The organism is Plantactinospora sp. WMMC1484 (genome assembly GCF_049315195.1).
Lineage (GTDB): Bacteria > Actinomycetota > Actinomycetes > Mycobacteriales > Micromonosporaceae > Plantactinospora.
In genome coordinates, this window is record NZ_CP186055.1 from 7950551 (window position 1) to 7962965 (window position 12415).

Sequence of the window (12415 nt, forward strand, 5' to 3'; positions counted from 1 at the left end):
GATCGTGGCGGCCCCGCTCCCGGCCGTCAGCCGGCGGGCTGCGAGATGTTGACCATCCAGGGGGTGCCGAACCGGTCGACGCAGGCACCGAATTCGTCGCCCCACATCTGCCGCTCCAGCGGCACCGAGACGATGCCGCCGTCGGAGAGCTCGGTCCAGTAGCCGTGCAGCTCGTCGGCGTCGTCCCCGCTCAGGCTGACCGTCATGGTGGTGCCGCGGGTGTACTCCATCTCGGGTGGCACGTCGGAACCCATCAGGGTGAACCCGTTGTCGGTTTCGAGCTGGGCGTGCATGATCTTGTCGGCCTGCTCGCCCTCGGTGCCGAATTCGCCGAACGTGTTCATCGCGAGCTGGCCCCCGAACACGCGCTGGTAGAACTCCATCGCCTCCCGGGCATTGCCGTCGAAGTTCAGATAGGGGTTGAGTCGAGTGGGCACCGTCGTTCCTCCTGATTCGGCCGGCAGGACGCCTGTCCCGCTTCTCGACGGCGTCCGTCGTGGTCCTGGTAAAGGTCGTCGTCGAGACCTAACGAGACAACCGGCGAATCGGCTTCCGGCCACGGCCCGGATTACGTCACCGACAACCCGATCCGGTGGAGCAAACTGCCCGGACGGCCACGGCCCAGATCCCAGCGGACCGCGCCCGTCAAGTCAACTTGACGTCAGGGTGATCTGACGAGCAAGCTGCCGGTATGACGAGCCCCGACGAACTGGAGCGCCGGTTCACCCTGCTGACCGCGTCCGCCCGCTATGACCAGCTCCGACTGCGCGAATCGCTCGCCCCGCCGGCCGACGAGCCGCCCCAGGAGCCGCTCGACGAGCGTGACGACCCGGAGGCCCGACCACTGTCCAGAGAGGAGGCGCTGGAGCTCCTCGCCCTGAGCGAAGTGATCGTGCGCAAGGCGAGCTATGGCCGGCAGCTGACGGTTCGGACCGCCCGCGCGGCCGGAGCCTCCTGGACGCAGATCGGCGCCGCCCTCGCCACCAGCAAGCAGTCGGCGTGGGAGACCCACGCCCGCTGGCTCGCCGAACAGGACGCCGCCGGCGGCCGGGAGACCCCGTGACCGGTAGAGGCCACGACCGCCGGGACGCCGTTGCGGGCCCGCCCCGCAGGGCGCGCGTCAGCCGTGCCAGGAGCACCAGAGCGCGGCGTAGGCGCCGCCGGCCCGGATCAGCTCGTCGTGGCTGCCCAGTTCCGTGATCCGGCCCTCCTCCATCACCGCCACCCGATCCGCGTCGTGCGCGGTGTTCAACCGGTGCGCGATCGCGATCACCGTACGCCCGGTGAGCACCGCGGCCAGCGCCCGCTCGGTACGCCGGGCCGTGCTCGGGTCCAGCGCGGCCGTCGCCTCGTCGAGGATCAGCGTGTGCGGGTCGGCCAGGACGAGCCGGGCCAGGGCGAGTTGCTGCGCGTCGGCGGCACTGAGCTCCCGCGCCCCGTCGCCGAGCGCCGTGTCGAGCCCGTCGGGCAGTTCGGCGTACCAGTCGGCGCCGACCGCCACCAGCGCGGAGCGCATCTGGGCGTCGGTGGCCTCCGGGGCGGCGAAGGCGAGATTGTCCCGCAGCGAGCCGAGGAAGACATGGTGCTCCTGGGTGACCAGGGCGATCCGGCGGCGCCGTTCCGCCGGGTCGAGGTCGGTAACCGGGCAGCCGCCGACGGTCACCTCGCCGCTCCGGGGGCGGTCGATTCCGGCCAGCAGCCGCGCCAGGGTCGACTTGCCAGCCCCTGACGGCCCGACGATCGCCAGCCGTTCGCCGGGCCGGACCGTCAGGTCGATGCCGTGCAGCACGTCCCGGCCGTCGGCGTAGCCGAAGCGCGCTCCGCAGACCGCGAGCTGGGGCCCGGCCGGCGCGGACGCCCCGCCCCGGGGTTCCGGCGGAACCTGGCCGACCCCGAGCACCCGGGCGAACGAGGCGAGACCGCGCTGCGCCTGCTCCAGCCAGATCAGGAGCTGGTCCAGCGGACCGCTCGCCTGTTGCGCGTAGAGCGCGGCGGCGACCACCTCACCGATGCTCACCAGTCCACTGTCGAGACCGAGGCCGCCGACGAGCAGCACCGCCGCGATCGGCAGCGCGTAGCTCGACTCCACCACGGGGAAGAAGACCGACCGCAACCCGAGGGTACGCCGCCGGGTCGCCCAGACCCGGCGGATCCGCTCCCGGCCGTGCGCGACGCGTGCGCCGGTGAGCCGGAGCGCCTCCACCGTCCGGGCCCCCTCGGCGGTGGTGGTCAGCGTGTCGGTCAGCTCCGCCGTGGCGGCGCCCTCGGCGAGATAGGCCGGCGAGGCCCGGCGCAGATACCAGCGGGTCACCAGGAGGATCGAGGGAAGCCCGGCCAGCGCCGCCAGGCCGAGCAGCGGATGCAGCAGGAAGATCGCCCCGAAGAGCAGGGTCAGTTGCGCCGTGGCGATCACCACCACCGGCACCACCTGGCGGACCGTGATGCCGACCGTGCCGACGTCGACCGCGCTGCGGGTGGCGAGGTCTCCGGTGCCGGCCCGTTCGACCACGGCGACCGGCAGGGCCAGGGTCCGCCGGACGAACTCCTCGCGCAGCCGAGCCACCGCGCGCTCCCCGAACCGGTGGCCGGCGTACTGGGCGTACCGGGCGAGCAACGCCTGCCCCAGCACACAGCCGGCGATCGCCATCGCCAGCCCGTCGATCGCGCCGGCCCCGGCACCGGCCACCACCCGGTCGACGATGACCCCCACCAGCCACGGCGCGGCGAGTCCGGTGGCGGTGGCGGCGACGTGCAGCGCCAGGATGGCGGCGACCGTCCGGCGGTCCCGGGCGATCAGGCCCAGCGCCGCCCGGCGTACGGCGGCCAGGTCCGCCACCGGCAGTCCGGTCACCGCAGCACCCCCTCACCGTCGGCAGGGCCGCCGGCCGCGACCGGTTCGCCGTCCCGGGAGACCAGTGCCCGGTAGTCCGGGTCGGCTTCGAGCAGCTCGGTGTGGCTGCCGGTGGCGACGATCCGGCCGTCTCGCAGGTGCGCCACCCGGTCGGCGGCGGCGAGCAGCAGCGGCGAGGTGGCGAGCAGCAGGGTGGTCCGCCCGGCCCGGGCCGCCCGGAGCCGTTGCGCGATCCGCGCCTCGGTGTGCGCGTCCACCGCCGAGGTCGGGTCGATCAGGATCAGCACCTCGGGCTCGGCGAGCATCGCCCGGGCCAGGCGTACCCGCTGCCGCTGGCCGCCGGAGAGACGGCGGGCCCGGGTGTCGATCGCCGTGTCGAGGCCGTCGGGCAGCGCCTCGACGACGTCGTCGGCCGAGGCGACCCGCAGCCCGGCCAGGATCTCGGTCTCGTCCCGCCGCCCGGCACCGTGCAGGATCTCCCGCAGGGTCCCGGCGAAGAGGTAGGAGTCGTGGTCGGCGACGAGGATCCGGGAGCGCAGCTCGGGCAGTGCGATCGCGGTCAGCGGCACCCCGCCCCAGCTCGCCCGGCTGGCGACGTACCGGCCGAGCCGGTCGGCCAGGGCGACCGCCTCGGCGGGATCGGCGGCGGCGACCGCGGTCAGCCGGCCGCCGGGGACGGTGAGCCCGGTCTCCGGGTCGTGCAGGTCGGCGAGGCGGGTCGGAGCCGGTTGGTCCCCGCCGCCGGCTACGTCGCCCGGAGTCCGCCTGTCGCCCGGAGTGAGCACGTCGTCCGAGCCCTGCACGTCGTCCGGAGTCAGCACGTCGTCCGGAGTGAGCTTCAGCAGGGCGATGATCCGGCGGGCCGCGACCCGGCCCCGGATGAGCTGGTAGCTCGCCTCCAGCATGAACCAGACCGGCACGATCAGGACCGCGACGTACCCGTAGACGGCCACGAGCTGACCGACGGTGATCTCGCCGCTGACCGCCATCCGGGCGGCCAGCCAGACCACGGCGGCGAGAAAGCCCGCCGGGATCGCCACCGTCAGCGCGTCGATCCAGCTCCGGACCGCGCCGACCCGGTAGCCCTCGGCCAGCAGTTCCTGGGAGCGGGCCGCGTACCGGTGGGCGAAGAGGTCCCGCCCGCCGACCCCGGCGAGCACCCGCAACCCGGCGACGATGTCCCCGGCCCGGGTGGTGAGCTGGCCCTGCCGGTGCCGGTAGGCGGACTCGACCCGGTCCAGCCGGCGCAGCAGCGGGCCGACGATGACGGTCACCGCAGGCACGCCGAGTAGCACGCAGAGCGCGAGGAGCGGCGAGATCGACCAGAGCACGACCGCGACGACCCCGTACGCGACGATCGCGCCGACCCCCGGGCCGGTCATCGTCAGCACCCCCGAGGTGTTGACGATGTCGGAGCCGCCGACGGTGGCGACCTCGCCGGCGGCGAGCTTGCGCGGCAGTACGGCGCCGATCCGGGAGAGCTGCCGCAGCAGTACGCCTGCGGAGCGTGCGCTCGCGTCCTCCCGGATGAAGGTCATGGTGCGGTGCCGCATGATGCCGAGCTGGGCCAGCCCCAGCCCGGCGACGACGATCGCAGCCGTCCAGAGCAGCAGCGCCCCGGTGTCGCCGGTGCGCAGCCCGTCGTCGACCGCCCGGGAGATGAGGTAGGGCCGTAGCGAGAGCGCGACCATCCAGGCCGTGCCGACCAGGCTGCCCCGCAGCACGCGCAGCGGTTGGCTGCGCACCAGCCACCAGATGTAGCGGATCGGCCCCCGCGTATCCGGTACACCCGGGTCAGGGTGCGGGAGCTGCGGGGACACGGAGTCAGGCTACCGACGCCGTCCATGACGCACCTACCCATTTCAGGAAGGGTGCGGAGGCAACGGGCGGCCCGGGTGCGTCGTCGGTAGCGTCCCGACATGGCGGTGTTCCGGACTCTCCCCGTGCCGGGACCTGGTCCGCCGGTACCGGCCGGGCGCGATGCCGTACCGGCGCTTGAACGCGGCACCGAGGGCGAACTCCGAGGCGTAGCCGACCCGCCCCGCGATGGTGGTCAGGGGCGTGTCGGACTCCCGGAGCAGCCGGGCGGCGGTGGTCATCCGCCACCAGGTCAGATAGGCCAGCGGCGGCTGACCGAGTAGCGCGGTGAACCGGCGCGCGAACGGCGCCCGGGAGAGTCCGGCCTCGGCGGCCAGGGCCGCGACGGTCCAGGGGTGTGCCGGGTCGCGGTGGATCGCCCGCAGTGCCGCGCCGGTGACCGGGTCGCGTAGCGCTGCCGCCCAGCCGGGACCGTCGCCGGGCTGCGGTGCCCGGTCGTACCAGGCCCGCAGTGTGTAGAGCAGCAGCGTGTCGAGTAGTGCGGGCACGATGGCGTCGGTGCCGAGGCGCGGGGACGCGAGTTCGGCGGCGAGCAGGTCCACGGTGGACCGCAGTTCGGGGTACCGCCCGAGGTGCGCGGGAAGGTGGATCAGATCTGGCAGGGCCGCCAGCAGCGGATGGGTGCCGGCCGGGTCGAGTTCGTACGCTCCGCAGAGCGTCACCGTCACGCCGACCGACGCCTCCGCCGCCGGCACTCCGCCGCCGACGGCCGGAACGCCGACGGCCGGAACGCCGACGGCCGGAACATCGACGGCCGGAACGTCGACGGCGGGAACGGAGGCGAAAGCGGCGGCACGGTCGGTGACACGGCCGACGGCGGGAGAGACGACGGCGGGAGAAATGGCGTACCGGGCGCGGGACCGGAGGTCGGTCGGATCGCAGCCGGGCCCGGTCGGCCGGGTCGACGGGCTGTCGGCGAGGGTGTGTCCGCGCCCGTGCGACAGGAAGAGCACGTCACCGGCGCCGAGCGGCACCGGCTCGGTCTCCGGGCGGATCAGCCAGCAGGGCCCGCGCAGGATCACCTGGAAGCCGGCGGCTCCGGGCACCGGGCCGAAGTGCTGGGCCCACGGCGCCTGCCAGGCCAGTCGGGCCGATCTCGGCCGTCCGGTCCGCATCACCGCGATGACGTCGCTCAGCACGTCCACCGGGCCACGATATCCGCGCGGAGGGTACTCACCCGAGACGGAGGCGTATGAAACGAGGACCGGAAAACATAGGCCGTCTCATGCCCGGCGCCATAGGTTGCTGATCATGAGAGCCGCACGAATTCACGAGTACGGCGAGCCGTCGGTGATCCGCTATGACGAGGTGCCCCGCCCGGTTCCCGGTGCCGGGGAGGTACTGATCGAGGTGGCTGCCGCGTCGTTCAACCCGTCGGAGATCGGCCTGCGCCGAGGGCTGCTGCGATCCGTCTTCGCGCTGGAGTTGCCGTACACCCTGGGGTGGGACGTGGCCGGGACGGTCATCGAGGTCGGCGCCGGCGTGCGGACCCCGGCCGTCGGGGACCGGGTCGTCGGTCGGGTCGACACCGGCGGCACCGCCGCCGAGTACGTCGTAGCGGCGGCCGGCACCGTCGTGCCGGCGCCCCGCACGATCCCCCTCACACACGCCGCCGCCCTGCCGGTCGCCGGACTCACCGCCTGGCAGGCGGTGTACGAACACGCCGGGCTCGCCCCCGGGGCACGGCTACTGGTCAACGGGGCGGGTGGCGGCGTCGGCGGGTTCGCCGTACAGCTCGCCCGGCACGCCGGGGCGTACGTCATCGCGACCGCCAGCCCGCGCAGTGCCGCCCCGGTACGCCGGCTCGGCGCGGACCGAATCGTCGACTACACGGCGACGCCGCTGGCGGAGGCGCTGGACGGGCCGGTCGACGCGTTGCTCAACCTCGTGCCGATCGGAGCGCGTGAGGCAGCGGCCCTGGTGCCACTGGTCCGGCCGGGCGGCGTCCTGGTCTCCGCCACCATCCCGATCGGGGTGCCGGCCGACGGGCCGATCCGGACGACGCAGTTCGTGGTCCGCAACGATCCCGGCCAGCTCGGTGAACTGGTCGGGCTGGTGGATGCCGGCATCGTGCGGGTGGATGTCGCCGGCACCAGGCCGCTGGCCGAGTTGGCCCTGCTGCACGGGGATGCGGAGGCCGGCCGACTTCGGGGCAAAATCCTCCTGATCCCGGCGCATGCCGCATGAACCGACATCCGGGGCGACGGCGGCGGCACCACCGGAGGCCGGCTCGCGCCGTGGCTGCTGCCGATCACCCTCACCTGCGACGACCGTCCGCCGCTCGTACCGCCACCGCCGCCGTTCCCTGGTAGCCGGGCCAGTCCCGCCCTGCGGGGCGCCCGGCGGGCGCCCCGGCGTACGGTGGTGGTCCTGCCAGCCGGTCCGCGAGCCGGGCCCCACCTCGGGAAAGGCGGACCGATGCTCATCCCCGCCCGCTTCAACGGGCCGCCCGGTTCCGGCAACGGCGGCTACTCCGCCGGCCTCTTCGCGCACGGCGGCACCTGCGAGGTGACGCTGCGGATGCCGCCGCCACTGGACACCCCGCTGTCGCTGCTCGACTGCCAGGTCCGCACCGAGGACGGCAGCGTCGTGGCCGAGGTCGCCCCGGGGGCCGAGGTCGAGACGGCGGTCCCACCGATCGGGTACGCGGAGGCGGTCGAGGCCGCCGAGGCGTACCCCGGTTTCACCGCCCACCCCTTCCCGACCTGCTATGTCTGCGGCCCCGACCGGAGCGACGGGTTGGGCATCTTTCCCGGCCGACTCGCCGACGGCAGCACCGCCGCCCCGTGGAGCGTCCCGCCGGACGTCTCGCCCGCCACCGTCTGGGCCGCCCTGGACTGTCCCGGCGGCTGGGCGGTGATCGGTGCCGACCGCCCGTACGTGCTGGGCCGGATCGCCGTACGCCTGGACCGGCTCCCCGCCCCCGGCGAGCGCTGCGTGCTCCGCGGCGCCCTCGTCGCCGCCGAGGGCCGCAAGGCCCTGGTGCACACCACCCTGTACGCCCCGGACGGCGCCGAACTGGCCCGCGCCCGAGCCACCTGGATCGCCCTGCCCGCCCCCCACACCACCGGGTAGTCCGCCCACCGCCCACACCGCCGCGCTCACCTGGACGCCAGCACGGGACCGTCCGTGTCCCTGCTGTCCCGCACCCCGACGACCCCCACCAGGTTGCCCGCCACCTCCACGCAGTTGCCACCTCCGCTTCGGCCGCTCGTACGCCAGTCCGCCCGGGACAGCTCGACCGTCATGCCGGAATCTCCTCCGCGATCGACGCGATCAGCTTTCGTGATTGCGCCTCGGTCAAGCCAACTTCCTCAATATCTCCCGAGACGGCCAGACGCGCTTCCACCTCGTGCGACTTTTCCGGGTACAGCGCGCCGGTCAAATCTTCGCTGTGGACGATCGGTGGCTCGGTCCGACGGCCGAACCCGTCATCGGGAAACCCCAGGACCGCAAAGCCACCAATGGCACGCTCGGCCCGGTAGATCCTGTCGGGTCGGGTCGGGTCGGGTCCGGTCGGGTCGGGTCCGGTCGGGTCCGGTCCGGTCGTGGTGCTCTGCCGCGCGGGTCTGCGAACCGCCGCTCGGGCACGAACCCACGTCTCCCGGGCGCGAGTGCCACCCGCGCCGACCCCGTCCCCCGTTCCCCCGCATTCCGTACGGTCCGCCGCCGCTGTCTCCCCACACCGGCGACGTACCGCAGGTTGGCACTGCTCTCATTCTTTCCCGCCGACAGGCGCCCTCGTGGCCTGGCGGCGACCTCAGATCGTTACCCGCCGTACTCTTCGGCGATCGACGTGATGAACTTCCGGGACAGGTCTTCGGTGAGGCTGAGCGCCTCTATGTCAGACCAGACGGCGGCATGACTGTCCACCTCGTGCGGCTGCTCGAGGTAGATGGCTCCGGTCAAGCCACCGCTGTAGACGATCGGCGGCTCGGTCCTACGCCCGAGGCCGTCGGTGGGGAACTCCAGGATGGCAAACCCGCCATTGGCGTGTTCGGCGCGGTGGAGCCCGATGGAGAACGGCAGCACCCGCACCGAAATATTCGGTTGTTCGCTGACGGTCACCAGGTGTCGCAACTGTTCGCTCATCATCGACCCGCTGCCCGCGGCGCGACGCAACACCGCCTCGTCGAGGATCACGTCGAGCTGTGGAAGCGGACCCCGCTGCCGGCTGAGGATCGCCTGCCGTCCGAGCTCGACCTCGACCATCCGCTCGCGTTCGGCCGGGCCGAGTTCGGGACTGCCGATCCGCACGAACTCCGTGGCGTAGGCCGGAGTTTGCAGCAACCCCGGAACGAACTGGGGCTCGTACATTCGAAGACGACTGGCGGCGGCCTCCAGTCCGGCGTACAACTCGAACCACTGGGGGATGGCGGCACCGTAGGAGTGCCACCAGCCGCGTCCCCGGGTTTCCTTGGCAAGCCCGGTCAGGGCCTCGGTCATTTCTGGTGACGCACCGTATATCCGGCACATCGCCTCGACGTCCAGTGAGCGCATACTGGTCGCCCCGCTCTCGATGCGCCAGATCTTCGGCATCGACCACTCCAGCGCCTCCGACACCACCCTGATGGTGAGCCGCGCCTCCTCACGGAGCTGGCGTAGATGCCGTCCGAGCTCCCTGCGAGGAACGGTGGAGTCCACCCCTGCCTGCACTACAGTCCCCCTCTCCGGCATTACCTTCGAGCGAACATTTCACTCGGTATGTAATGTCCGTTGTATACTCTCCGTGATTCCAGTAATTACAGATCGTCAGAGGGAAATCGTTCAGTCAACACGTAATATTGCATTGTTCCGCGCTGTAGTAAAGCATCGATCGCATGGCAGCCGAACCTCTGACGACCGAAGCTGGGGGAACGGAAATGCGGGACCACGACCCGACCGCTCCCCTGTGGACCTGCACGGAGTGTGGGAACGACTGGCCGTGCGCCGCCCGAAGACGGCAGCTCCGTGCGGAGTTCGCCGGCAGCATCGTCTCCCTCAGGTACTACCTCGCCCACCATCTCGTCAACGCCGCCGAGGATCTGCGGCATGTTCCGGCCGGTTGGTTACACAATCGTTTCATCGCCTGGACCGATCGCGCCGCCGAGCCCCCGCCGTACACGTCGGCGGACATCCTGGTCAACAGCTATCTGTTAGCAGACTCACACAGTCCCGACCGGTTCGGACGGTGCCCAGTCTGCGGCGATCCCGCCAACTGCTGGGTGCGACTCGACCCGAACGGTCCAGGCTTTCTCATCCCGGTCCCCTGATGTTCGAGCCACCCCGCCCCGGAATGGTGGTCTACGTCGGGGCGGCGGCGAGCGTACAGTTCGGCGGTGGGCGGGCGCTGCTGTTCCGGGTGACCCGGGTGAGCGAAAAACCCACCTATCACGGTTGGTGCTGGCTCACCGGCTACACCTTGGACGAAGTCGGCGAGGCCGTCGAGCGCCGAGAGATCTACGTACAACTCGCCGGCCTACGGCCGGTCCGCCCTCGACCGAGGGAACCGAAACGCGCGCCCGCCACCTCGAACCGGGGCCCGGACCTCAGCCGGCGCCCCACGCGGATGCCGAACCGCGCTCCTGTCGTCGCAAGATGAAGCCGGAGTGTAAGGAAGGGCCCTTCTTATCCAGAAAAGATAAGAAGGGCCCTTCCTTACACTCCGGCACCGAAAGTTTCGACAGGTCGAGTTTATCGCCCCGCAGGCGGGTACGGCGGCCCGTTCGGGCGAGAACGGGCTCGAACCGCGCAGTCGTCGGATAGTGCCGGCGACGGGATGCCTCCGCCGGACGATTCGACGGGAACGCCGTTCGTGCGGCGTCAGTGCGTTGGGGGTGGGCCAAGTAGCTCGATGCCGTGCCGGGCGGCGGCGTGTCCGAGGGCGGCGGGATCGACCGGCCCGGGGTCCGGCAGGCGTCGCTCCCGGGCCGGCTCGCCGACGTCGGCGGCGAACCGCTCGAAGCCGGAGGGTGCGGTGATCTGCAGGGTACGCAGCGGCTCGTGGGGGCCGACCAGGAAGGTGTGTGCCAGGCCCGCCGGCAGCAGGACGAAGTCGCCGGGGCCGGCAGGGAACACCTCGCCGTCGCAGCGGAACTCGACGGTGCCGGAGAGCACGTAGAACATCTCGTCCTCGGAGAGGTGCCGGTGCAGCGGCGGCGCGAAGCCGGGCGGGTTGACGAACTCCACGACGGTGACCCGGTCACCGGTCTCCGCACTGTTCGCCTTGACCGTGACCAGGCTGCCGAGAAACCACATAGCCTCGCCCTCGGTCTCCCGGCGGATGAATGGACGGATGCCTGTCTGGGTCATTGCTGCCGCCTCCCCTGTCTCGTCGCCCGCACCCGGCGACCGGCACGCCGCCGCGCGTGGGGCGAGCGTTCCCGGCCAAATTCGAGATACTCACAGTATAGTGAATATGCAGCTAGTATGACGAAGTCATGAGCGGTGTCAACCCCAGACCCAGGCGGCGTTACCAGTCCCCGGTCCGCGCGGAGGCGGCCCGGCGTACCCGGCAGGCGATCGTCGCGGCGGCCGGCGAGATGTTCGTCGCACGCGGGTACGCCGCGACCTCGCTCGCCGAGATCGCGGAGGCCGCCGGGGTCTCCCGGCCGACCGTCTTCGCCGCCTTCGGCTCCAAGCCGGCCCTGCTACGTGAGGCCCTCGACCAGGCGCTCGCCGGCGACGACGAGCCGGTCGCCGTCGCCGACCGGCCCTGGTTCCGGCCCGTCTGGGACGCCACCACCCCGGCCGGGGTCTTCGACGCCTACGCCGAGGTGTGCGTGCTGATCGGCGGCCGGGCCGCCCGGCTCTTCGAGACCGTACGGCGGGCTGCGGACGACGCCCCCGAGATGGCCGAGCTGTGGCGGACACTGCTGCGCAACCGGCGGGCCGGTGCCACGATGGTGCTCACGCACGCCCGCGACCTCGGACCGCTCACCCCCGACCTCGATCCGGACCGCGCGATCGACGTCCTCTGGCTCTGCAACGACCCGGCGCACTACGCCACCCTGGTGCACGAATGTGGCTGGTCCGAACGGGACTTCACCGGCTGGCTGGCCGCCACCATGCGCCGCGCGCTGCTACCCCACTGAACCTGTGCACCCGGCGCCCGCCCGTCCGTCCGGCATGTGTCACCGAACGGGTATCGGGGTACACCGATCAAATGCTGCGTAGGCGCCAACGTCGAGGCTCCACGCACGGATCAGGAGGTGTGTTGTGGTCAGGATTCCATCACTGATGCGCCACTCGGAGCCGGCGCCCGCGCGGGACAAGAACCGCGACGGTCGCGTCGACGCCCGAGACGACAACCCCGGCACCGGCGGCGAGAAGCCGGACGTCCGGGACACCAACCGCGACGGTCGCGTCGACGCCCGGGACGAGGGGGCCACCGCCACCGCCGCCCCGGTCGCCGACACCGACCGGACGGGCGGCACGACGCCCCACCGGGGCCGCACCACGGTCCCCGACCGGGACACCGGGACCTCCCCCACCGTCCCGGAGACCGAGACCCGTCCGGCTCGGCCGGACGCGGCGACGACCACCGACACCCGCGCGACGGACGACCGGAGCGCCGATCCCGAGCGAGGGCTCGGCGAGCGTACGCCCGAGGGCACCGAGCGGGTGGTGGTCGACCGCGGTCCGCGCCCCCGGGCCAGCATGCTCGCCACGCTCAGCCTGGTCTTCGGGGTGGCCGCCGTAGCGTTC

The 12415-nt window shown here is 72.3% G+C and carries 13 protein-coding genes and 1 pseudogene; 6 read left to right on the forward strand and 8 right to left on the reverse strand.

The window, feature by feature from the left end:
* Positions 1-26 precede the first annotated feature (26 nt).
* Positions 27-437 carry a VOC family protein gene (locus ACN28C_RS34065; protein ID WP_422771568.1) on the reverse strand — a complete coding sequence of 137 codons (411 nt, stop codon included), beginning with the start codon at positions 435-437 and terminating at the stop codon, positions 27-29.
* A 254-nt stretch (positions 438-691) separates the two neighbouring features.
* On the opposite strand from ACN28C_RS34065, the gene ACN28C_RS34070 reads away from it, so the two are divergent.
* Positions 692-1063: a hypothetical protein gene (locus ACN28C_RS34070; protein WP_422771569.1), complete on the forward strand. Its 372-nt coding sequence runs from the start codon at positions 692-694 to the stop codon at positions 1061-1063.
* Positions 1064-1120: 57 nt separating this feature from the next.
* Here the strand turns inward: ACN28C_RS34070 and ACN28C_RS34075 are convergent, their stop codons facing one another.
* From ACN28C_RS34075 to ACN28C_RS34085, 3 genes are read right to left on the reverse strand one after another with little or no spacing between them, the layout of a single operon-like run.
* The gene (locus tag ACN28C_RS34075; protein ID WP_422771570.1) at positions 1121-2851 is read right to left on the reverse strand and encodes an ABC transporter ATP-binding protein; all 1731 of its coding nucleotides are present in this window, start codon (positions 2849-2851) and stop codon (positions 1121-1123) included.
* Positions 2848-4671: an ABC transporter ATP-binding protein gene (locus ACN28C_RS34080; protein ID WP_422771571.1), complete on the reverse strand. Its 1824-nt coding sequence runs from the start codon at positions 4669-4671 to the stop codon at positions 2848-2850. The genes ACN28C_RS34075 and ACN28C_RS34080 overlap by 4 nt, the downstream gene beginning before the upstream one ends.
* A 42-nt stretch (positions 4672-4713) precedes the next feature.
* Positions 4714-5874, reverse strand: coding sequence for an AraC family transcriptional regulator (locus tag ACN28C_RS34085; protein ID WP_422771572.1), 1161 nt, complete (start codon positions 5872-5874; stop codon positions 4714-4716).
* Between the two features lie 106 nt (positions 5875-5980).
* Here ACN28C_RS34085 and ACN28C_RS34090 point away from each other — a divergent pair, with 106 nt between their 5' ends.
* Positions 5981-6916, forward strand: coding sequence for an NADP-dependent oxidoreductase (locus ACN28C_RS34090; protein ID WP_422771573.1), 936 nt, complete (start codon positions 5981-5983; stop codon positions 6914-6916).
* Between the two features lie 231 nt (positions 6917-7147).
* Entirely contained in the window at positions 7148-7804 is a 657-nt protein-coding gene (locus ACN28C_RS34095; protein WP_422771574.1) for a PaaI family thioesterase, read from the forward strand.
* 26 nt (positions 7805-7830) lie between these two features.
* On the opposite strand, the gene ACN28C_RS34100 is transcribed toward ACN28C_RS34095, so the two are convergent.
* The 3 genes from ACN28C_RS34100 to ACN28C_RS34110 form a co-directional block, all read right to left on the reverse strand.
* Positions 7831-7977 carry a DUF397 domain-containing protein gene (locus tag ACN28C_RS34100; protein WP_422771575.1) on the reverse strand — a complete coding sequence of 49 codons (147 nt, stop codon included), beginning with the start codon at positions 7975-7977 and terminating at the stop codon, positions 7831-7833.
* Complete coding sequence (locus ACN28C_RS34105) at positions 7974-8114, reverse strand: hypothetical protein (RefSeq protein ID WP_422771576.1); 141 nt, start codon at positions 8112-8114, stop codon at positions 7974-7976. Before ACN28C_RS34105 ends, ACN28C_RS34100 begins: the two co-directional genes overlap by 4 nt.
* Positions 8115-8497: 383 nt before the next feature.
* Positions 8498-9406 (reverse strand): helix-turn-helix domain-containing protein, encoded by a 909-nt coding sequence (locus tag ACN28C_RS34110; protein WP_422771577.1) that lies wholly within the window; start codon positions 9404-9406, stop codon positions 8498-8500.
* 574 nt (positions 9407-9980) lie between these two features.
* Between ACN28C_RS34110 and ACN28C_RS34115 the strand changes: the two genes are divergently transcribed.
* Positions 9981-10310, forward strand: coding sequence for a hypothetical protein (locus ACN28C_RS34115; RefSeq protein WP_422771578.1), 330 nt, complete (start codon positions 9981-9983; stop codon positions 10308-10310).
* 221 nt (positions 10311-10531) lie between these two features.
* On the opposite strand, the gene ACN28C_RS34120 is transcribed toward ACN28C_RS34115, so the two are convergent.
* Positions 10532-11020 carry a cupin domain-containing protein gene (locus ACN28C_RS34120; protein WP_422771579.1) on the reverse strand — a complete coding sequence of 163 codons (489 nt, stop codon included), beginning with the start codon at positions 11018-11020 and terminating at the stop codon, positions 10532-10534.
* A 128-nt stretch (positions 11021-11148) separates the two neighbouring features.
* Between ACN28C_RS34120 and ACN28C_RS34125 the strand changes: the two genes are divergently transcribed.
* Positions 11149-11802, forward strand: coding sequence for a TetR/AcrR family transcriptional regulator (locus ACN28C_RS34125; protein WP_422771580.1), 654 nt, complete (start codon positions 11149-11151; stop codon positions 11800-11802).
* Positions 11803-11947: 145 nt separating this feature from the next.
* Positions 11948-12415, forward strand: a pseudogene (locus ACN28C_RS34130) (hypothetical protein); the annotation flags it as partial.

What these genes read in the sequence shown, in the direction of transcription:
- ACN28C_RS34090 (WP_422771573.1), top strand. Translation starts at nt 5,981, where the DNA reads ATGAGAGCCGCACGAATTCACGAGTACGGCGAGCCGTCGGTGATCCGC.
- ACN28C_RS34115 (WP_422771578.1), top strand. Translation starts at nt 9,981, where the DNA reads ATGTTCGAGCCACCCCGCCCCGGAATGGTGGTCTACGTCGGGGCGGCG.
- ACN28C_RS34110 (WP_422771577.1), bottom strand. Translation starts at nt 9,406, where the DNA reads ATGCCGGAGAGGGGGACTGTAGTGCAGGCAGGGGTGGACTCCACCGTT.
- ACN28C_RS34100 (WP_422771575.1), bottom strand. Translation starts at nt 7,977, where the DNA reads ATGACGGTCGAGCTGTCCCGGGCGGACTGGCGTACGAGCGGCCGAAGC.
- ACN28C_RS34120 (WP_422771579.1), bottom strand. Translation starts at nt 11,020, where the DNA reads ATGACCCAGACAGGCATCCGTCCATTCATCCGCCGGGAGACCGAGGGC.
- ACN28C_RS34125 (WP_422771580.1), top strand. Translation starts at nt 11,149, where the DNA reads ATGAGCGGTGTCAACCCCAGACCCAGGCGGCGTTACCAGTCCCCGGTC.
- ACN28C_RS34070 (WP_422771569.1), top strand. Translation starts at nt 692, where the DNA reads ATGACGAGCCCCGACGAACTGGAGCGCCGGTTCACCCTGCTGACCGCG.
- ACN28C_RS34095 (WP_422771574.1), top strand. Translation starts at nt 7,148, where the DNA reads ATGCTCATCCCCGCCCGCTTCAACGGGCCGCCCGGTTCCGGCAACGGC.